Here is an 18960-nt window from a genome sequence, read left to right as displayed (position 1 = left end):
TCAGGACACACTATCATGAATACCCTGTTTCAGCCGTATCGCCTTAATGAGACTCTGACCCTGGCCAACCGCTTCATGATGGCCCCGCTCACCCGCTGCATGGCAGGCCCCGGTCTGGTGCCGACCGAGCAGATGGCTGCCTATTATGCTCGCCGTGCCGACATCGGCCTGATTGTCTCCGAAGCCGTCATCATCCGCCCCGATGCGCAGGGCTATCCCAATACCCCGGGCCTCTTCACCCAGGCCCAGATCGATGGCTGGAAGAAAGTGACCAGCGCCGTACACGCCAAAGGCGGCAAGATCTTCGCCCAGCTGTGGCACGTCGGCCGCCTCTCCCACCCCTTCTTCCATCAGGCTGAAGTGCTGGCTCCCTCTGCCGTGGCGCACGAGGGCACTGTGCCCCGCATGCGCGAGCTGACCTATCAGGTGCCACGCGCCCTGACCGAAGCCGAAATCGCCCAGCTGGTGCAGGATTACGCGACAGCCGCAGCCAACGCCATTGAGGCGGGCTTTGACGGGGTAGAGATCCACGGTGCCAACGGCTACCTGATCGACCAGTTCCTGCACCACTCCACCAACCTGCGCACCGACAACTACGGTGGCTGCCCGGAAAATATGAGCCGCTTCGCGCTGGAAGTGGTCGATGCCATCAGCGCCCGCATCGGCGGTGATCGGGTTGGTATTCGTCTCTCCCCGGGTGCCTATGTCCATCTGGCGGGCAGCCCGGAAGATCGCGCCGTGTTCGACTATCTGCTGAGCAAGCTCAACGATCGCCCGCTGGCCTATATCCACCTCGGCATCTTCGATGACAACCTCACCTTCGATTATCTGGGTGGCCGCGCCTCCGACTATCTGCGCGCCCACTACAAGGGCAATCTGGTCGGGGTGGGCAACTACGACGCCGAGCGCGCCGCCGCAGCCATCGAGGCCAACCGCTTCGATCTGGTGGCCATCGGCCGTCCGCTTATCGCCAACCCGGACTATCTTGCCAAGGTGAAAAATGGCGAAGCGCTGGTGCCCTACGCCGACACCATGCTGGCCGAACTGGTCTAACCGCATCGGTATCGCCAGACAACAGGCAATAAAAAACGAGGGGAGCGGTTGCTCCCCTCGTGCTATCTGGCTGATGCCGTATTGCGTTGGTGCGGACTTAATTGGTGCGGAACAGGGCCTCGATTGAGAGCCCCTGGCTCAGCAGGATCTCCCGCAGACGGCGCAGCCCCTCGACCTGGATCTGGCGTACCCGCTCGCGGGTCAGACCAATCTCGGCCCCCACATCCTCAAGGGTGGCAGGCTCGTAACCCAGCAGGCCGAACCGGCGAGCCAGCACTTCCCGCTGTTTGGGGTTGAGCTCTTCCAGCCAGTGGACAATGCTGCTGCGCATATCATCTTCCTGTGACTCCAGCTCCGGCCCCATGCCGCGCTCGTCGGAGAGCACATCCAGCAGCGCCTTGTCACGATCGCCACCGATGGGGGTATCCACCGAGGTGATCTTCTCGTTGAGCTTGAGCATGCGGTTCACATTGTCCACCGAGCAATCGAGTGCCTGAGCGATATCCTCAGCGGTCGGCTCGTGATCGAGACGGTGAGAGAGTTCACGCGCGGTGCGCAGGTAAACGTTTAACTCCTTGACCACATGAATGGGCAGACGGATGGTACGGGTCTGGTTCATGATGGCCCGCTCGATGGTCTGGCGGATCCACCAAGTGGCATAGGTAGAGAAACGGAAGCCGCGCTCGGGGTCGAACTTCTCGACCGCGCGGATAAGACCGAGGTTGCCCTCTTCGATGAGATCCAGCAGCACCAGGCCGCGGTTGTTGTAACGACGGGCGATTTTGACCACCAGTCGCAGGTTGGACTCGATCATGCGCTTGCGGGCTGCTTTGTCACCCCGCAAGGCACGACGGGCGTAATAGACTTCTTCTTCGGCAGTGAGGAGGGGGGAGAAGCCAATCTCCCCCAGATAGAGCTGGGTGGCATCCATCACCTTGTTCAGTTCCGGTGCCAGCAATTCATCGGAGATGGTCTCTTCCGCCTCGGCGGCCACCTCCTCCAGCTCTTCTACCTCTTCGTGAGACTCGGGGTCAGCGTCAAACTCTAACTCTGCATCCTGCATTACCAGTTGTTCTTGGCTCATGGTGTGTCTCCCTGACGTTACCAGAGTAAGACGGTCTCTCTGGGGTTAACGCTTTGGCAAATAGCTCATCGGATTGATCGACTTGCCTCTGTACCGGATCTCGAAATGCAATCGCACATCCGGCGCGTCCGTGCTGCCCATGTTGGCAATGACCGAGCCCCCCTTGACGCTGTCCCCTTCCTTCACCCGCAACTCGTCGTTGTGTGCATAGGCGGAGAGATAGTCATCATCATGCTTGAGGATGATCAGCTTGCCGTACCCCCTTAAAGCACTGCCAGCGTATACGACCTTACCGCTGCTGGCGGCGTAGACGGGTTGCCCCTTCTGGCCGGCTATGTCGATACCCTTGTTACCCTGTTCTGCAACAGAGAACCCCTCGACGATCCGGCCTTTTGCGGGCCAGTGCCAGGAGAGTCTCGACTGGGAGTTGTCTGTTTTTTGTTCTTTGACCTGAGCGTATTCCTTCGGTGCCTCCGCAGCAACGGATTTCTGCGAGATGAATGGCGTGGTCTGACCAGATCCACTCGGTTCTGCCAGCGGACGCGGGCCACTGCTCGGTCGGGTCGTGGTGGTCTGCACCGGAACCGGCGTCACCGGGCGGGTTGCGGCTACCATCTGGGTGCTGCTGCCGCCAGCAGACTGAACGTTGAGCACCTGACCCGGCTGCAGGGCGTAGGGGGCACTCAGGTTGTTGCTCTGGGCCAGCGCCTGCGGCGTCATGCCGAACTGGCGGCCGATGCTGCTCAGGGTATCGCCGCGACGCACCTCATAGGTGCCGGAACTGCGGCTGCTGCTCACGCTGGCGCTGGAGCCATCGAGCCGCAAGCGCTGCCCCGGATAGATGTTGTAGGGCGGGCTGATGTTGTTGAGGCTGGCCAGCGACGGCACGTCGTTACCGGAGTTGAAGGCGATGGAATAGAGGGTATCGCCCCGCTTCACCACATAGCTGTTGCCCTGAATGGGGGCACTGACCTGAGCGCCGGCCTGACGGGTCGGGATGGTCGAGACGAAGGGACCATCACCCAGCCCCTCAACCGGAGCGGCATTTTTACTGGAGGAACAGGCAAGCAGCAGCCATGAAAGAACGACGACACTGCTTCCCTGCCAAATACGCGAACGCATAGCGGATCCTTAACGACTAAACCAGAAATAGGCCACGACGGCCAGACCAATACAGAGCCAACCGAGCACGTCTACGTAGTGCATCAGTTTGCGTTCCATCTTCTCGCCACCCCAGCGCATCAAACCTGCCACCAGGAAAAAGCGCAAACCGCGGCCGATGAGGGAGGTGATGATGAAGGGCAACAGAGCCATTTGCAACAGCCCTGCCGTCACGGTAAAGACCTTGTAGGGGATCGGGGTGAAGCTGGCGATAAAGATGACCCAGATGCCCCACTGCTCGAACCAGTGGCGAGCGATGGCGATCTTGCTCTCATAACCGACGGAAGCCACCAACGGCTGCACTACCGGATCCCACAGGGCGTAGCCAAGGGCATAGCCAAACAGCGCACCCAGCACCGAGAAAACGGTGGCCAGCGTGGCGTAGTGCCACGCCTTGTGGGGCTTGCCGAGCGCCATCGGCGCCAGCATCACGTCAACCGGGATGGGCCAGAAGACCGATTCGATAAAGGCGGTGATGGAGAGATACCAGGGGGCGTATTTGTGGCGCGCCCACTGCATTACCAGTACATACAAACGGGAAAACAACTTCACTCAACATCTCCGTCGATCAGGGGAACAAAACGCACCGGTTCCAGAATTCGGCTGGTCAGCTGGGAGCCGGAGCGTTCAATCAGTTGCAGGGTCTGCTGGCTGTCGCCCACCGGCAACACCAGCCGACCGCCATCGGCCAGCTGATCGGTGAGCGCCGTCGGGATCTCGCTCGCCGCCGCCGTCACCAGAATGGCGTCGTAAGGCCCCTTGTTGGGCCATCCCAGCCAGCCGTTACCGTGCTTGGCCGAGACATTGTGCAGATCAAGCTGGCGCAGCCGGCGTCTTGCCTGGAACTGCAGCGACTTGATCCGCTCCACGGTATAAACGTGCTCCACCAGATGGGCGAGGATCGCCGTCTGGTAACCGGAGCCAGTGCCAATCTCCAGCACGTGGGCCGGATCATTTTGCATCAGCAGCTCGGTCATTCGCGCCACCATGTAGGGCTGCGAAATGGTCTGGCCATGGCCAATGGGCAAGGCGGTGTTGTCCCACGCCTTGTGGGCCATGGCCTCATCCACGAATAGCTGGCGCGGCACTTTCGCGATGGTCGCCAGTACGCGAAAATCGCGAATATCCTGCGCAATGAGCTGATTTAACAGGCGCTGTACTATCACACCCTCATCCCTGCAGATCTAACCAGGCCCCCAGACCAGCGAGACTGTCATAGGCAGTCATGTCAATGGTCAGGGGAGTTATCGAGACATAACCCTGCTCGATGGCAGCAAAGTCGGTTCCTTCTCCTGCATCCTGCTTGTCGCCGGGAGGGCCAATCCAATAGATGGGCTGACCGCGGGGATCCTCGGTGCGGATCACCGACTCCGCACGATGGCGATTGCCAAGGCGGGTCACTCTGATCCCCCGGATCTGCTCAAGCGGCAGGTCAGGTACGTTCACATTGAGGATCTGATCCGCTGGCAGGGGGTGCTTCATCAACCCCTTCACCAGCAGGGCCGCATAATGGGCCGCCGTGGCGAAATGGGTCTTTCCCACCAGCGAGATGGCGAGGGAGGGATAGCCAAGGTGGCGCCCTTCGGTCGCAGCCGCCACAGTGCCGGAGTAGATGACATCATCCCCCAGATTGGCACCGTGGTTGATGCCAGCCACCACCATGTCAGGCTCGGGGCGCACCAGCTCATTGACCGCGAGGTGGACGCAGTCGGTCGGCGTCCCCTTCACCGCATGATAACCGGTTTCGCTGATGCGGGTGACCCGCAGCGGCACCTCCAGCGTCAAGGAGTGACTTGCGCCGCTGCGGTTGCGATCCGGTGCCACCACCACGACCTCGCCGCAGGCGCGCAACGCCTCGCTGAGGGCACGGATGCCCTCGGCATGCACACCATCGTCATTACTGACCAGAATTCGCATCGGTTTGATTCCTGAAACCGTGATCGGCCTCTTCGGCCTGCATTAACTCGCGCACCACGCTGGTGGCAAAGGCGCCCGCCGGCAGGAAGAAGGAGAGAGTCAGCACCTCCCCCTCCAGTTGCCAGCTCATCTGCTCCGGCTTGAGCAGCAGCGGGCGGCGATCCTGATCCAGCCCCGCTTTCTCCAGCCCTTCACACCAGTCACTGTAAGACGCCAGTACGCCCTGCTCGAACTCGGCAGCGGCCCCCTGGCTGGCCAGCCGGCCACGGCCCCACTGGGGCGCGGTGAGCTGCACGTCGCCGGAGGCGAGACGCGCTTCCAGCTCGGGGGTCACGCTCTCTTCACTGAAGATGGAGTGGCTGCCCTTGAGCATCACGCAATCCCCGGCCAGCAGCTGATGGGCCAGCCCCTGCTCGATACGGGCGCTGACGATGGCATTGAACAGCATGCTGCGCGCGGCGGAGAGGTAGAGAGAGCGCTTGTTGCGATCCTTGATCCGCTTGCCGGCAAACATCGCCTTGGCCGCTTCCAGGTTGTTGCCTTCACGGCCGAAACGCTGCTCGCCGTAGTAGTTGGGCACGCCTTGGGTAGCGATAGCCTGCAGGCGGGACTCCAGCCCGTCGGCCTGCTCCAGACCGGTGAGGCGCAGAGTGAAGTGGTTGCCCTTGAGATAGCCAACCCGCAGCTTCTTGTTGTGGCGCTTCACCTCCAGGATCCGGATGCTGTCGCTCTCGATGACGGAGAGGTCCGGCTCGGCCTTGCCCGGCAGGTGAATGCCGAACCACTGCTCGGTCACTGCGTGGCGATCTTTCAGGCCCGCCCAGGTCACCGCATTGCGGTTGACCCCGGCCGCATCGGCCAGCAGGCCAGCCACCCAGGCGGTGTTCTCGCCGGTTTTACGCACCCGGACGAAGATGTGCTCACCCTCGCCACAGGGCACAAACCCGAGATCTTCGTTAACCACGAAGTCGGCGGCCTCGGCCTTGAGGATACCGCGGGCGGTGGGCGCACCGTGCAGGTAGGCAAGTTGTTCCAGCATTATTGTTTCACCAGTAAGACGACGGCTTCGGTGGCGATCCCTTCCTTGCGCCCCGTAAAGCCAAGCTGTTCGGTGGTGGTCGCCTTGACGTTCACCCGGTTCAAATCACATTGCAGATCGGCAGCCAGCACGGCGCACATGGCGTCGATGTGAGGCGCCATCTTGGGTGCCTGAGCGATGATGGTCACATCCAGATTGCCGATGGCATAACCTGCGCGCTGCACGCGGGCAAAGACATCCCGCAGCAGGATGCGGCTGTCGATGCCCTTGAATTCGGCAGCGGTATCGGGGAAATGGCGACCGATGTCACCGGCACCGATGGCGCCCAGCAGGGCATCGCTCACCGCGTGCAGCACCACGTCGCCATCGGAGTGGGCGATCAGTCCCTGCTCGTAGGGAACCGGCACCCCGCCCAGCATGCAGGGGCCAACCCCACCAAATTTGTGTACGTCAAAACCATGTCCAATCCGGATCATGCTCGCTCCTTGTTCGGCCTGTCTGTTCAGACCTCTTTGTTCTGATAGGTGGGCTTATGCCTGCTGGCTTAAAAACAGTCCCGCCAAAGAGAGATCCTCCGGCCGGGTCACCTTGATGTTGTCGGCACGCCCCTCCACCATCCGCACCACAAACCCGGCGCGCTCCATGGCGGAGGCCTCGTCGGTAATGGTGGCACCGAGCGCCAACCCCTCTTCCAGTGCCCGTCTGAGGGGGCCGGTGGGGAACATCTGCGGCGTCAGGGCATGCCAGAGCTGCTCGCGCTCGACGGTGGCAATGATATTGCCAGCCGCATCGGAGCGCTTCATGGTATCGCGCACCCGGCTGCCGAGGATGGCGCCACCGCTCGTCATGGCGGTGGCAATCAGGGCGTCGAGATCGCCGTGGGTCAGACAGGGGCGGGCCGCATCGTGCACCAGCACCCACTCCCCTTGCGCCACATGGAGGGCATTGAGGACGGAAAAGGCGCGCTCGGCGCCCCCCTCGACCCGCAGGATCCGCTCATCCTGCGCCACCGGGAGGGTGTCAAACCAGCGGTCATGGGGAGCCAGCGCCACGATCACCTGCCCGATGGCGGGGTGTGTAAGCAGCCGCTCCAGGGTGTGCTCGAGAATAGTCTTGCCCGCCAGTTGCAGATACTGCTTGGGGCACTCGGCCCCCATCCGGCTGCCAATGCCGGCGGCCGGCACGATCGCCGTCAGGGCTGGAATGCGGCTCGCATCAGTCATCGTAAGGGGCATCCGCTGGCACATTCTCTTTTTCTTTCTCTTTGGGGATGATCCGGTAGAAGGTCTCGCCCTGCTTGATGTAGCCCAGATCGTTGCGCGAAAGCTCCTCGATGGCCTCAAGGCCAGAGGTGAGATCATCGATCTCGCGATAAATCAGGTCGTTGCGATCCTTGAGGCTCTGGTTGTCCCGCTGCTGCTGCGAGATGGCCTCCGACAGACTCTGGTAGTCGGACAGCCCGTTCTTCCCCAGCCAGAAGTCATATTGCAGACCTCCCAGCAGGAGGATCAGGATCAGGGTGAATAGGCGCATGCTCTAGGTCTCCTTCAAGCGGCCTAGTGTCCCATATTCGGTGCAAAGACAAAAGAAAGCCAATACCCCGAAGGGGCCGGGCAAGCAGAAAAAAATGCCCAAAGGTGAGTCAGATAGCGCAAAACCCCGCCAAACCGGCGCAAGGATTGACCAGTGTGGTCAAGATGCGCCGGGGCGGGGTTGATTGTCAGAACAGAGGTGCGGCTATCAGTTGACGGCGACCGGTTCCCCTTCCAGCTCAGCCGGGGTGTTGTACTCCTCCTCAGCCTCGCGGAAACGCTCCAGCATGGTTTTTGAAGGCGCTTCTCCCAGCAGGCTGCCCGCTACAATCGCGATACAGGCAAACAGGAAGCCTGGGATGATTTCATACAACCCCAGCCAGCCGAACTGTTTCCAGACGATGACGGTGATGGCACCCACCAGCATGCCGGCCAGCGCGCCGTTGCGGGTCATTCGCGGCCAGAGCACGGAGAGCAGCACTACCGGGCCAAACGCGGCACCAAAACCGGCCCAGGCGTAACTCACCAGCCCGAGCACCCGGTTCTCCGGATTCATGGCAACGCTGATGGCGATCAGGGCGATGGCCAGCACCATCAGGCGCCCTACCCATACCAGCTCGCGCTGGGAGGCGTTCTTGCGCAGGAACGGCTTGTAGAGATCCTCGGTGATGGCGCTGGAGCAGACCAGCAGCTGGCAACTCAGGGTACTCATCACCGCCGCTAGAATGGCCGAGAGCAGCACGCCGGCAATCCAGGGGTTGAACAGGATCTTGGAGAGCTCGATAAAGACCCGCTCCGGGTTGCCGGTGACGCCGCCCGCCACTTCCGGGAAGCGGGCGAAGTAGGCTAGACCGAAGAAGCCGATGGCCACCGCGCCGCCCAGGCAGAAGATCATCCAGGTCATGCTGATGCGACGGGCATTGGCCATGGAGTGGTGGGAATCCGCCGCCATGAAGCGGGCCAGAATATGCGGCTGACCGAAGTAGCCGAGCCCCCACGCCATCAGGGAGATGATGGCGATTACATCCAGATTCTTGAACATGTCGAGGTTGCTGGCGCTCTTGGCGGCCACCTCGATCATGGCGCTGTCCACCCCGCCCACGGCGATGATGACAAAGACCGGGGTGAGGATCAGGGCGAAGATCATCAGGGTCGCCTGCACCGTATCGGTCCAGCTCACCGCGAGGAAACCGCCGAAAAAGGTGTAGGTGATGGTAGCGGCGGCACCGACCCAGAGGGCGGTGTTGTAATCCATGCCGAAGGTGCTCTCGAACAGGCGGGCACCGGCCACCACGCCGGAGGCGCAGTAGATGGTGAAGAAGAGCAGGATCACCAGTGCCGAAAGGATGCGCAGCACCTTGCTGTGATCTTCAAAGCGGTAGGTGAAGTAGTCCGGCAGGGTCAGGGCGTTGCGGTTCTTCTCGGTATGAACCCGCAGGCGGCCCGCCACCCAGCGCCAGTTGAGGTAGGCACCGATGACCAGACCGATGGCGATCCAGCTCTCGGAGATGCCGCTGATGAAGATGGCGCCGGGCAAGCCCATCAGCAACCATCCACTCATGTCGGAGGCGCCGGCGGAGAGGGCGGTGACCCAGCTCCCCATCCGGCGGCCGCCAAGGATGTAGTCGTCAAAGTTGCGGGTGGCGCGATAGGCAACAAAGCCGATCAGTACCATCCCGAGGATGTAAACCAGAAAGGTGATTAACATGGGTGTGCTGGCTGTCATGCAAAACTCCGTTTTATTTCATCTTTTACCCGCTCTGATGACGGGCTCGTCCCTAAAAACCGGCCTAGCTTAATCACCCATCCCTATCGGCTCAACCCCTTTATTAACAAACAGGAAACGCAATAAAAACCTTTGTGCAGCAAATCATCTCTACATCAAGGAGATAGAACCGAATTTCCTTTTCCGTCCGGACGAGAGATCAGAGCACTTGCCCCTGCTATTGAGCGTTTTATCTTCACATTTTGTTACTATCGAGCTTTTTACATCCTCCTCGCCCCCTCCTACACTCGCCGCCCTGAATCCAACGAACCGGGGCCACGCCTATGTCCTCTCATCTGTCGCAACTGCGCACCCTCGCCCGCCGTCTCCATCCGGTAGAGGAGTCGGGCCATCTCATCAGACGGGCCAAATTCGTTGGCCGCCTCTGGCTGCATCCGGGTGCCCGTGCCCTCTATCGCCAACAGGAGACGCTGCCGCTGCTGGCGCAGGCGATCACCCGCTTCCCCGATATTCTGGAAAAGCCGATTCACCCTTATCGCCACAAGGGGCTGCGCAAGGGGCTCCGCGCCGAGCTCATCACAGCCCACTACCGGCAGCTGGCACTGGCCCTGCCCGAAGCGCAGCAGCAGGCGATCTACAGCCAGAGCGGCTTGCAGCTTGCCAGCTGGCAAAGCGACAAGCTTACCGCGCCGCTCACCCTGCAGCTCGATTACCAGACCCACATGGCCAAAGAGGGGGAGATGAGCCTGACCCTCAAGCTCGGCGAGTCGGCGCTCTACTTCATGGCGCTCAACCTGCGCTGCGAGCCGCAGCCCACGCTGGAGATCTGCTCGCTGCAAGGGGGCAAGGGGCTGAGCGAAGAGATCAAGCTGGTCACCAAGGCGTGCGGCGGCCTGCGTCCCATGTCGTTGCTGGTCTACATGGCGGCCGAGCTGGCTCGCGGTCTGGGGTGTGAAACCCTGCTCGGGATCCGCACTCAAAGCCACGTCTACCAGTGCAGCAAGCGCACCGCCAACCGGGTCAAGTTCGATCTGGATGGGCTGTGGGAAGAGCATCAGGGCAACGTCATGGATGAACTCTGGATGAGCTTGCCGCTGCAGATACCGCGCAAGACGCTGGAGGAGATCCCCTCCCGCAAACGGGCCAGCTACAAGGCACGCTACCAGATGCTCGATCAGCTCGCCGGAGAGCTCGCCGACAATCTGCGCCGTAGCTAATCCGGCCCCGTACAAGGCCAGAAAAGAGAAAGGGCGAACAGCACGCTGTTCGCCCTTTCTTGTGGCCGATTACCGGGATTAGCCGTTGATGGCGACCGGCATGCCGCTGCGCTGCTCCAGCGCCTGTTTGACCAGCTGGGAGTCGCTGTCGGCGTGGGCAATGAAGCGGGTGATGGCCGGGGTCATCGGCAGCGGTGCCGGCAGGCTGGAGTTGAACTCCTCCTCGCTGCGCGACAGCGGCTGATGTACTTCCAGATAGCGGCGGCCATCCGGCTCGACAGAGGCCTTGAGCGGCTGGTTGATGAACTGGACGCGAGTGCCTACCGGTACCTTCTTGAACAGGTACTCGATGTCATCGTTGCGCAGACGCACACAGCCGTGGCTCACCCGCAGGCCGATGCCGAACTGGGCGTTGGTACCATGGATGGCGTACATCTTGCCGATGTAGAGCGCAAACAGCCCCATGGGGTTGTCAGGGCCAGCCGGCCATACCGCAGGCAGGCTCTCGCCACGGGCGGCGTACTCGGCGTGCATCTTGGCAGTCGGTGTCCAGGTCGGGCCCGCTTTCTTGCGCTGCACGCTGGTCACCCAGTTCTCCGGGGTGTCGGTGCCCAGCTGGCCGATGCCGATGGGCAGCACTTCCACCACCTTCTTGCCTTTCGGGTAGTAGTAGAGGCGCATCTCGGCCACGTTCAGCACGATGCCTTCACGGGGCGCATCCGGCAGGATCAGCTGATGGGGGATCACCAGCTTCTCGCCGGTCTGCACCAGCAGGGGGTCAGCCTTGGGGTTGGCTTCGATCATGTTGGTCAGCCCCAGCTGGAATTTTGCGGCAATGGCCTCCAGCGGCTGGCCGTTCTCTTCGGCCGGGACCACGTATTCCAGATTTTCCCCCACCAGACGGCTGTTGGCCGCAGGCAGAGCATATTCAACAGCGAAAACCGGCGCAGCGGTCAGCAGCAGGCTGTAGCAGAGTGTTGCCACACTATTGCGAAGGAGCTTCATAACTTTCCCATGATAATGACTGAGTTGACATCTCTGGGCTGACAGCTGATCAGACGAGGATCAGGGGCGCGAAGAGAAGGCCGCCATTTTTCTCTTCTGCAAAGCAAATTTCAACTGACAAGTAGCGGCGGGTCGACGATTAATATCGCTTTTTTTATCCGCCGCCAGCCCCTGTCGGTCGCCCGCTTATCCCTTCTGCCAGGAGCGCATATCGTATCCAGTGGGAGATTGGTGCAACCGCAGATGAAATTGCTCGATGATGGCGAAAATGTGGTCGAAAATATCGGCCTGGATCCCTTCGTACTCGGCCCAGGCAGTGGTCGCGGTAAAGCAGTAGATCTCCAGCGGCAAGCCGTCAGAGGTCGGCGCCAGCTGACGCACCATCAGGGTCATATCCTTGCGAATGCCGGGATGGGCGCGCAGATAGGCATCCAGATAGGCGCGCAGGGTGCCGAGGTTGGTGAGGTGACGGCCATTGATGGGGCAGCTCAAGGCATCGCTCAACTGCTGGTTGTAACTGCTCAGCTCCTGCTCCTTGCGGGTGAGATAGGGCGCCAGCAACTGGGCCTGCTTGAGCTGCAACTGCTCGTCGGCCGTCATGAAGCGCACGCTGGTCATGTCGATATTGATGCTGCGCTTGATGCGCCGCCCGCCCGATTCGGTCATCCCCTGCCAGTTCTTGAAGGAGTCGGAGATGAGGGCATAGGTGGGAATAGTGGTGACCGTCTTGTCCCAGTTCGACACCTTGACCGTCGTAAGGCCGATATCGGTCACCTCACCATCGGCGCCATATTTGTCCATCTGCAGCCAGTCGCCAACGTTCAGCATCCGGTTGGCAGAGAGCTGGATCCCCGCCACCAGCCCGAGGATGGGGTCCTTGAATACCAGCATCAGCACCGCGGTCATGGCGCCCAGACCGCTGAACAGGAACAGCGGCGACTTGCCAAGCAGCAGGGCGATCATCAGGATGCCGACCAGAATGCTGCCCACCAGCTTGGCCCCCTGGAAGATGCCGCGCAAAGGCAGATCCCGCCACAGCCGGATGTTGCGGCTCACCGCCAGCACGCAGTCGAGCAGGGTAAAGAAGGAGAGCAGCAGGAAGAAGAGGATCCAGAGCTGGGCCGACATCTCGATAAGCTTCAGGCTATCGGAACTGCGCGGCAGCCAGATCTCGGCCTGACCGAGCAGCACGGCCCCCTGAAAGACGAAAGCAAGCCGGTAGAAGAGGCGCTGTTGCAACTGGGGTGGCAACCACACCTGCTTGGCCCTGCCGAGGATGCCCACCAGCCGCACCAGCAGAAAGCGGTGCAACATCATGTGCAATAGCAGCGAGGTGACGAGGATGAAAGCGAGCGCAATCACCAGCCCCATCATGCCGGTCACCTCAACCCCAAGCTCCGACAGCCAGTTAAAAAACGTCTCTTTCATTCCTCTCCCCCTATGCTGCAATGCCAAAACGTGGCCGTCAGGGTAACGCCCCGAGCCTCCAAGTCAAATAACGGGTCGCCACAAACGACAACGCCCGGCAAAAGCCGGGCGTTGTGATGAGACCGATTGGCGTTAGCCGACCAGACCCAGGGCATCGCGGGCGATGACCAGCTCTTCGTTGGTCGGGATCACCATGGCGCAACGGCTGTCGGCGGTAGTGATGCGGCCTTCGCCACCCAGTACGGCAGCGTTGTTCGCCTCTTTGTCCACCTTGAAGCCGAACAGGGCCAGACGCGCCAGCACCATCTCGCGCACCATGGCGGCGTTCTCACCGATACCACCGGTGAATACCACGGCGTCCAGACGACCGTCCATCGCAGCGGCGTAGGCGCCGACATACTTGGCCACGCGGTAGGTGAAGACATCCAGCGCACGCTTGGCACCAGCGTCGGTAGCGTAGTTGGTGGTGACATAGCGGCAGTCGCTGCTCGCTTCAGTCATCCCCAGCAGACCGGACTCACGGGTCAGGGTGTGGTTGATCTGCTCCACGCTGTAACCAAGCTGGTCGTGCATGAAGAAGACCACGGCCGGATCGATGTCGCCACAACGGGTGCCCATCGCCAGACCTTCCAGCGGAGTCAGACCCATGGAGGTGTCAACAGATTCGCCGTTCTTGATGGCGCAAACGGAAGCACCGTTGCCCAGGTGGCAGTTGATGATGTTCAGTTCGTTCAGCGGCTTGCCCAGCTCTTTGGCCGCCTCTTCCGCGATGTAGCGGTGGGAGGTGCCGTGCGCGCCGTAACGACGGATGCCGTGCTCGCTGTAGAGCTTGTAAGGCAGCGCGTAGAGGTAGGCCTCCTGCGGCAGGGTCTGGTGGAACGCGGTGTCGAACACGGCCACGTTCTTGTCAGCCAGTTGCGGGAACACCTTGAGCGCAGCACGGATACCGATGAGGTGAGCCGGGTTGTGCAGCGGGGCGAACGGGATAGCGGCTTCGATGCCGGCGATCACGCTGTCATCGATGCGAACGGAACGGGAGAACTGCTCGCCACCGTGTACGATGCGATGGCCGATGGCCACCAGCTGACCGGCCAGAGACGGATCCTGCGGCAGGATGTGGCCCACGATGTGGTCGAGCGCTTCCTGGTGAGCGGCACCCGCTCCCAGCATGGCTTCGCCCTTGACCCCGTGGAGTTTCCATTTGATACGTGCATCATCCAGATTGAAGCATTCGGCCAGGCCGGACAGCATGTCCTCACCTGTTTCGGCGTCCATTACGGCAAATTTCAGGGAAGAGCTACCGCAGTTAAGGATCAGTACCAACTTGCTCATTTTCTACATCTTCCTGTGCTTCGGCTTTATGCCGACAGTGTCGTGTCATCCAAAAGAGGATGGGATTCCCCTGCCGGGGGCTTATGGTCGCAGGAGGGTGCGTCCAATTTTTCAATTCTTGCTCTTGAAAGAGTCATCGCAACTTGTGGTGCGTATCACTCGTCTCAATGCTTGCGAGTCTCGACGCATCAGCTGCGCAGGGCTCGCTTCAATGGGGATGCTCAGGCAATGGCCAGCAGATCCCGATGTACCTTGACCACCAGCTTCTTCACTTTGGCGGCCTGGTTGCGCGTACAGAGCGGGCGATGCAGTTCGCCCGGCCAGAAGATGGCGAAATCGCCCGGTTGCAGCGCCAGATAGGTAGTCTGCTCGTCATCGACAAACCAGAGGTCGGGATGGGGATGGTCAGCCCCTTCGTCTGCATACTCATGAGGCCCGACACCGATCCACTCTTCGCCTGCCAGCAGCAGCTGGATATCGAGATAGTCGCGGTGGAACTCGCCACGGCGATCCGCAGCCGGCTCGGTCATCTCCTCGCTCACCAGACAGAACAGCTTGAGGCCATCAATCTCGCTCTTGCCAAGGGGCGCCTCGCGCCACTGGGCAACGCTTTTGACTACCTCGACCATGATGCGATCCAGCGGGGCAGGCAGCGGCGTCCGCTGCAACGTGTTCAGGCTACCGGTGATCATGGTGCGAGCATCTTCCTGTTAGGTATATCTGCGCGGCATCTTTGCCGCCCAATGAAAAAGGACCTGTTACAGGTCCTTCGATAATGCCCCCGGCGATCCGTGCAGAGGGATTAGAGCTAATGCTCATATTCAGCATATTGGGGCACTGTTACACACTCATCCGGTGGTTGCCAAGAGCGTGAACCCCATTTTTCGGGTGATCGTACCAGCTGAAACCATATTATTCACCACCCTTTTGCCGGCGACTTTGACCAGACGCAAAAACGGGAGCATCTGCTCCCGTTTTTTTCACGCAACCGGTTTCATTCAAGCCTTGCCGGCGTTTTCCACTGGTTTGGCGTACATGGCTCGCCAAATCGCCTTGTGTTCTTCCGGCACCTCGGACTGACGGGTCAGAAAAGCCGCCTGCTCGATGGTGTTGGCCTTGCCGGAGACATCTGCCGCCAGATAGTTGCTCGGGAAGAGGCGGTAGCTGCTCCAGATCGCCTTGTCGATCAGAGCCGCCAGCTCGTCCGGATCGCTAAAGCCCTCGGTAATCGGCGCGCCAAAGGCAACGTGAACCCGCCCCTTCATGCCGACGATGCCGGCAACGATGCTCTCGATATCCTCGAACTCGCCCTTCTCGTAACTGCCGTTGACCGACTTCTCGTAGAGCTCGCGTGCCTTCGCCTTGTCGGTGGGATCCAACTCGTAGCTGATGCTGACCGGCACGATATTGAGGCTGCGCATGTAGTCGACGAAGTCGATCTTCTGCTTCTTGCCGTCGACGTAGAACATCTTGAGGATGGCCGGATCCGTCTTGTCATCGCCATTCTTGGCGCGCCCTTCCTTCTGGGCGATCCAGATGGAGTGGCCTTCATGCACCGACTGGCCGATGTAGGCGGAGAGCTCGCCGAGCGCCTTCATCATCTCCCGCGGTCCCTTGGCGGAGCGCTTGACGATAAAGCTCTTGTTGAGCTTCATCAGCTCGGTGGCGCAGGGTTTGCGCAGCAGGTTGTCGCCGATGGCGATGCGGACCGTGTCAAAACCGTGGGTATAGAGACCCCAGTTGACGAAGGCCGGATCCATGGCGATGTCCCTGTGGTTGGAGACGAACAGGTAGCCCTGCTCCTTCTTCAGATGCTCGATCCCGGAGAAGGTCACCCCCTTGGTGGAGGTGGCGATCATCCGGGACATATAGTTGGTCACCCCGACCTGCACCTGATGCACTGTGGTCACTTTTGACCACTTGTAGCGCAGCACCTGGCGGATCAGCGGGCGAATCGCCCAGCCCAGCCAGCTCATCAGGGAGCCAAAACGGTATTTGGCGATGGCACCGATAAATTCATCATCCTGGATCAGCCGTTCGATGGCCGCCGGCACTTCTTCATCGCGGTAAGGGCGAATGTCCGCGAATCTGTCAACTTCAGTCACAATGTCAGCCTTGCATGCTAGGAAACCGCAGCCAACCCGCGTTGGCCGGGGAAAATTCAGGGCGCAATTTTACACGCTTTTATGGCAAGGGGTATGAGACAAGCATGAATAGTGAGATCTGACCAGTTAATTAATCGGATGTCAGGGCCAGGGTGACGGCCGCCTCGGCATGAATGGCGGTGGTGTCGTAGAGCGGCACGGCCGCCTGCGCCTGCGCCTCCCCCACCAGCAGGGCAATCTCGGTGCAACCGAGGATCACCGCCTCGGCGCCGGCAGCAGCCAGCCCGGCGATAATTGCCAGATACTCGGCGCGCGATGCGTCACGGATCTCGCCCAGACAGAGCTCGTCATAGATGATGCGATGGATCCGCTCCCGCTCAGCCTCGGCAGGCACCAGCACCTCCAGCCCGAAGTGCGTCTGCAGCCGTCCCTTGTAGAAATCCTGCTCCATGGTAAAGCGGGTGCCGAGCAGGCCGACCCGTTTTATCCCGTCCGCTTGCAGGCGGCGCGCGGTGGCATCGGCGATATGGAGCAGCGGGATATCGATGGCGGCCTCAATCTCGGGCGCCACCTTGTGCATGGTGTTGGTGCCGATCAGCAAGAAATTGGCGCCGCCATCCTGCAGTTTGCGTGCTTCGGCCGCCAGCAGGCGGGCAGTGGCGGGCCAGTCACCGACATGCTGCAGCCGCTCTATCTCGGCAAAGTCGACGCTATTGATCAGCACCTGCGCCGAGTGCAGGCCACCGAGCTTGGCTCGCACCCCGCGGTTGAGCGCCTGATAGTAGCTGACAGTAGACTCCCAGCTCATGCCACCCAGTAGACCGATACATTTCATAACAGCTCCTTTCATCCCAAGGTAAGGCAGTGCCACGTCACCTTGCAGGCAAGGTCACGCGAGCGAGATAAAAAAGGCCCCGCAGGGCCAACAAGACAGCCGGTAAAGGCCTGGGTCAACCCCGGGCTAAATCCAGATCATCAGCACGCAGGCCGCCGTAGCGATCCCCATGCCGAGGTTAAAACGGCGCCAGCCCCGGGCGGTGCGGATAAGACGGCGCACCTGAGCGCCGAACAGTACCCAGAAAGCACCGGTATAGAGGCCGGTCACAAAGAAGATGGCGAGCACCCAGATGGCCGATGGCCAGTAGGCTTCTCCCGCCAAGGTGAAACCGCTGATGGCGGAGAGCGCCATCATCCACGCCTTGGGATTGAGCAGTTGCAGCATGGCCCCCTGATGGGCGGGAATGAGCGGCCGATTGCCTTCTGCCGGGCCGCTGGCGGTCGCCACCTTCCACGCCAGCCAGAGCAGGTAGGCCGAGCCGATCAGCTTGAGACCGTCGTGCAGCAGCGGCACCTTGTCAAAAATCACCCCGAGCCCCAGCGCCATGGCGAGGATCATCAGGTTGATCCCCCCGACCACCCCCACCAGCAGGGGCAGCGTGCGGCGAAATCCCTGCGCCGCCCCGGCGCTGGTGAGCAGCATATTGTTTGGCCCCGGCGTACCGCAGGTGACCAGTGCAAACCCCGCGAGGGGCAGTACCCAGTTCAGATCCATCTCAACCTCGTTCAGACCACATATCGGACTGCCTGCCAGACAATCCGTCAGATAAAGCAGCCCACCAATATGCAGAAGCGGCAGCCCGACCACAAGGAGAAAGCGGGTGGGAAAAGCCTCAATACCAGAGCATCACCACGCAGAGGGCAGTCAGCAGGCCGAGGGAGCCGTTGAGTCGACGCCAGCCCCGATCCGTGCTGATCCAGTTGCTCAGCTGATGGCCAAAGAGCACCCAGACAAAGCAGGTGGGCAGCGCCACCAGCGCAAACATGATCATCACTGCCAGCTGGCTGGGCCAGTAACCGGCACCGGTCAGACTGAACAGACTGATGGCGGAGATCCCCATCATCCATGCCTTGGGGTTGAGAAACTGGAAGCCCAACCCCTCCAGGAGGGTCAACGGCCGGGCGCGCCGCGCCGGATCGCTCGGGGCTCCTGCCACCGCGATGCGCCAGGCCAGCCAGAGCAGATAGAGGCTGCCGAAGATCTGCAAGCCGAGGCGCAGCAGAGGCCAGCGCTCGAACAGGGGATAGAGCCCCAGCGCCAGCACCAGTTGCAGCACAGGTTGCCCCAACGCTACGCCAAACAGGTGTGTCAGGGTGCGCCGCACGCCGAAGTTGGCACCGGAGGCCGTCAGCATCAAGTTATTGGGGCCGGGCGTGCCGCAGGTGAGCACGGCGAAGCCAAACAGGGTGGCATACCATTCGAACGTCATGAGCGACTCCTCTCTTGATGGGTTGATTGTATCGACACAATTAACCCTCAATGGTTGTTATTAGGTTGAAATTCACGCTATATTGCCCTCAAGT

General features: G+C 61.0%; 20 protein-coding genes. 2 read left to right on the top strand and 18 right to left on the bottom strand.

Annotated elements, in window-relative coordinates; translation table 11 throughout:
* Nucleotides 1–15: 15 nt before the first annotated feature.
* Nucleotides 16–1053: an alkene reductase gene (locus AACR93_RS02750; protein ID WP_041210180.1), complete on the top strand. Its 1038-nt coding sequence runs from the start codon at nucleotides 16–18 to the stop codon at nucleotides 1051–1053.
* A gap of 97 nt (nucleotides 1054–1150) precedes the next feature.
* On the opposite strand, the gene rpoS is transcribed toward AACR93_RS02750, so the two are convergent.
* From rpoS to putP, 10 genes are all read right to left on the bottom strand, one after another.
* Nucleotides 1151–2137 carry an RNA polymerase sigma factor RpoS gene (gene rpoS / locus AACR93_RS02745; RefSeq protein ID WP_041210181.1) on the bottom strand — a complete coding sequence of 329 codons (987 nt, stop codon included), beginning with the start codon at nucleotides 2135–2137 and terminating at the stop codon, nucleotides 1151–1153.
* A 45-nt stretch (nucleotides 2138–2182) separates the two neighbouring features.
* Nucleotides 2183–3259 (bottom strand): LysM peptidoglycan-binding domain-containing protein, encoded by a 1077-nt coding sequence (locus AACR93_RS02740; protein ID WP_043849958.1) that lies wholly within the window; start codon nucleotides 3257–3259, stop codon nucleotides 2183–2185.
* A gap of 9 nt (nucleotides 3260–3268) precedes the next feature.
* Nucleotides 3269–3850 (bottom strand): YqaA family protein, encoded by a 582-nt coding sequence (locus tag AACR93_RS02735; RefSeq protein ID WP_043849957.1) that lies wholly within the window; start codon nucleotides 3848–3850, stop codon nucleotides 3269–3271.
* Nucleotides 3847–4464: a protein-L-isoaspartate(D-aspartate) O-methyltransferase gene (locus AACR93_RS02730; RefSeq protein ID WP_033113776.1), complete on the bottom strand. Its 618-nt coding sequence runs from the start codon at nucleotides 4462–4464 to the stop codon at nucleotides 3847–3849. The genes AACR93_RS02735 and AACR93_RS02730 overlap by 4 nt, the downstream gene beginning before the upstream one ends.
* A gap of 4 nt (nucleotides 4465–4468) precedes the next feature.
* Complete coding sequence (surE, locus tag AACR93_RS02725; protein ID WP_041210183.1) at nucleotides 4469–5215, bottom strand: 5'/3'-nucleotidase SurE; 747 nt, start codon at nucleotides 5213–5215, stop codon at nucleotides 4469–4471.
* Nucleotides 5196–6254, bottom strand: coding sequence for a tRNA pseudouridine(13) synthase TruD (gene truD / locus AACR93_RS02720; protein ID WP_043849956.1), 1059 nt, complete (start codon nucleotides 6252–6254; stop codon nucleotides 5196–5198). The genes surE and truD overlap by 20 nt, the downstream gene beginning before the upstream one ends.
* Nucleotides 6254–6730 (bottom strand): 2-C-methyl-D-erythritol 2,4-cyclodiphosphate synthase, encoded by a 477-nt coding sequence (gene ispF / locus AACR93_RS02715; RefSeq protein ID WP_033113773.1) that lies wholly within the window; start codon nucleotides 6728–6730, stop codon nucleotides 6254–6256. Before ispF ends, truD begins: the two co-directional genes overlap by 1 nt.
* 54 nt (nucleotides 6731–6784) lie before the next feature.
* A complete protein-coding gene (ispD, locus tag AACR93_RS02710; RefSeq protein ID WP_043849955.1) occupies nucleotides 6785–7477 on the bottom strand; it encodes a 2-C-methyl-D-erythritol 4-phosphate cytidylyltransferase in 693 nt (230 codons plus the stop codon).
* Nucleotides 7470–7787: a cell division protein FtsB gene (gene ftsB / locus AACR93_RS02705; protein ID WP_041210187.1), complete on the bottom strand. Its 318-nt coding sequence runs from the start codon at nucleotides 7785–7787 to the stop codon at nucleotides 7470–7472. Before ftsB ends, ispD begins: the two co-directional genes overlap by 8 nt.
* 207 nt (nucleotides 7788–7994) lie before the next feature.
* Nucleotides 7995–9512 (bottom strand): sodium/proline symporter PutP, encoded by a 1518-nt coding sequence (gene putP, locus AACR93_RS02700; protein WP_041210188.1) that lies wholly within the window; start codon nucleotides 9510–9512, stop codon nucleotides 7995–7997.
* 323 nt (nucleotides 9513–9835) lie between these two features.
* On the opposite strand from putP, the gene AACR93_RS02695 reads away from it, so the two are divergent.
* On the top strand, nucleotides 9836–10729 hold the full coding sequence (locus AACR93_RS02695; RefSeq protein WP_043849954.1) for a VirK/YbjX family protein: 894 nt from the start codon (nucleotides 9836–9838) through the stop codon (nucleotides 10727–10729).
* 78 nt (nucleotides 10730–10807) lie between these two features.
* Here the strand turns inward: AACR93_RS02695 and AACR93_RS02690 are convergent, their stop codons facing one another.
* From AACR93_RS02690 to AACR93_RS02655, 8 genes are all read right to left on the bottom strand, one after another.
* Nucleotides 10808–11734: a L,D-transpeptidase family protein gene (locus tag AACR93_RS02690; RefSeq protein ID WP_033113768.1), complete on the bottom strand. Its 927-nt coding sequence runs from the start codon at nucleotides 11732–11734 to the stop codon at nucleotides 10808–10810.
* A 186-nt stretch (nucleotides 11735–11920) separates the two neighbouring features.
* Nucleotides 11921–13162, bottom strand: coding sequence for a mechanosensitive ion channel family protein (locus tag AACR93_RS02685; RefSeq protein ID WP_041210190.1), 1242 nt, complete (start codon nucleotides 13160–13162; stop codon nucleotides 11921–11923).
* A gap of 132 nt (nucleotides 13163–13294) precedes the next feature.
* Nucleotides 13295–14494 carry an acetate kinase gene (locus AACR93_RS02680; protein WP_033113766.1) on the bottom strand — a complete coding sequence of 400 codons (1200 nt, stop codon included), beginning with the start codon at nucleotides 14492–14494 and terminating at the stop codon, nucleotides 13295–13297.
* 221 nt (nucleotides 14495–14715) lie between these two features.
* Nucleotides 14716–15186 (bottom strand): YhcH/YjgK/YiaL family protein, encoded by a 471-nt coding sequence (locus AACR93_RS02675; RefSeq protein ID WP_043849953.1) that lies wholly within the window; start codon nucleotides 15184–15186, stop codon nucleotides 14716–14718.
* A gap of 306 nt (nucleotides 15187–15492) precedes the next feature.
* Complete coding sequence (locus AACR93_RS02670) at nucleotides 15493–16599, bottom strand: 1-acyl-sn-glycerol-3-phosphate acyltransferase (RefSeq protein ID WP_033113764.1); 1107 nt, start codon at nucleotides 16597–16599, stop codon at nucleotides 15493–15495.
* Between the two features lie 130 nt (nucleotides 16600–16729).
* Complete coding sequence (locus AACR93_RS02665; protein WP_043849952.1) at nucleotides 16730–17434, bottom strand: aspartate/glutamate racemase family protein; 705 nt, start codon at nucleotides 17432–17434, stop codon at nucleotides 16730–16732.
* A gap of 126 nt (nucleotides 17435–17560) precedes the next feature.
* Complete coding sequence (locus AACR93_RS02660; RefSeq protein WP_042030532.1) at nucleotides 17561–18151, bottom strand: LysE family translocator; 591 nt, start codon at nucleotides 18149–18151, stop codon at nucleotides 17561–17563.
* 118 nt (nucleotides 18152–18269) lie between these two features.
* A complete protein-coding gene (locus AACR93_RS02655; protein WP_043849951.1) occupies nucleotides 18270–18866 on the bottom strand; it encodes a LysE family translocator in 597 nt (198 codons plus the stop codon).
* Nucleotides 18867–18960: the final 94 nt, after the last annotated feature.

Origin of the sequence: Aeromonas sp. L_1B5_3 (genome assembly GCF_963866575.1) — a bacterium.
Lineage (GTDB): Bacteria > Pseudomonadota > Gammaproteobacteria > Enterobacterales > Aeromonadaceae > Aeromonas > Aeromonas jandaei.
Note: the sequence above shows the minus strand (reverse complement) of the source record. Positions and strands in the feature narration are given on the sequence as shown.

Coding starts and splice junctions, on each gene's coding strand:
- AACR93_RS02695 (WP_043849954.1), top strand. CDS start 9,836: ATGTCCTCTCATCTGTCGCAACTGCGCACCCTCGCCCGCCGTCTCCAT.
- AACR93_RS02675 (WP_043849953.1), bottom strand. CDS start 15,186: ATGATCACCGGTAGCCTGAACACGTTGCAGCGGACGCCGCTGCCTGCC.
- AACR93_RS02690 (WP_033113768.1), bottom strand. CDS start 11,734: ATGAAGCTCCTTCGCAATAGTGTGGCAACACTCTGCTACAGCCTGCTG.
- AACR93_RS02740 (WP_043849958.1), bottom strand. CDS start 3,259: ATGCGTTCGCGTATTTGGCAGGGAAGCAGTGTCGTCGTTCTTTCATGG.
- truD (WP_043849956.1), bottom strand. CDS start 6,254: ATGCTGGAACAACTTGCCTACCTGCACGGTGCGCCCACCGCCCGCGGT.
- AACR93_RS02660 (WP_042030532.1), bottom strand. CDS start 18,151: ATGGATCTGAACTGGGTACTGCCCCTCGCGGGGTTTGCACTGGTCACC.
- rpoS (WP_041210181.1), bottom strand. CDS start 2,137: ATGAGCCAAGAACAACTGGTAATGCAGGATGCAGAGTTAGAGTTTGAC.
- ispD (WP_043849955.1), bottom strand. CDS start 7,477: ATGACTGATGCGAGCCGCATTCCAGCCCTGACGGCGATCGTGCCGGCC.
- putP (WP_041210188.1), bottom strand. CDS start 9,512: ATGACAGCCAGCACACCCATGTTAATCACCTTTCTGGTTTACATCCTC.
- AACR93_RS02665 (WP_043849952.1), bottom strand. CDS start 17,434: ATGAAATGTATCGGTCTACTGGGTGGCATGAGCTGGGAGTCTACTGTC.
- surE (WP_041210183.1), bottom strand. CDS start 5,215: ATGCGAATTCTGGTCAGTAATGACGATGGTGTGCATGCCGAGGGCATC.
- ftsB (WP_041210187.1), bottom strand. CDS start 7,787: ATGCGCCTATTCACCCTGATCCTGATCCTCCTGCTGGGAGGTCTGCAA.
- AACR93_RS02750 (WP_041210180.1), top strand. CDS start 16: ATGAATACCCTGTTTCAGCCGTATCGCCTTAATGAGACTCTGACCCTG.
- AACR93_RS02655 (WP_043849951.1), bottom strand. CDS start 18,866: ATGACGTTCGAATGGTATGCCACCCTGTTTGGCTTCGCCGTGCTCACC.
- AACR93_RS02685 (WP_041210190.1), bottom strand. CDS start 13,162: ATGAAAGAGACGTTTTTTAACTGGCTGTCGGAGCTTGGGGTTGAGGTG.
- AACR93_RS02680 (WP_033113766.1), bottom strand. CDS start 14,494: ATGAGCAAGTTGGTACTGATCCTTAACTGCGGTAGCTCTTCCCTGAAA.
- ispF (WP_033113773.1), bottom strand. CDS start 6,730: ATGATCCGGATTGGACATGGTTTTGACGTACACAAATTTGGTGGGGTT.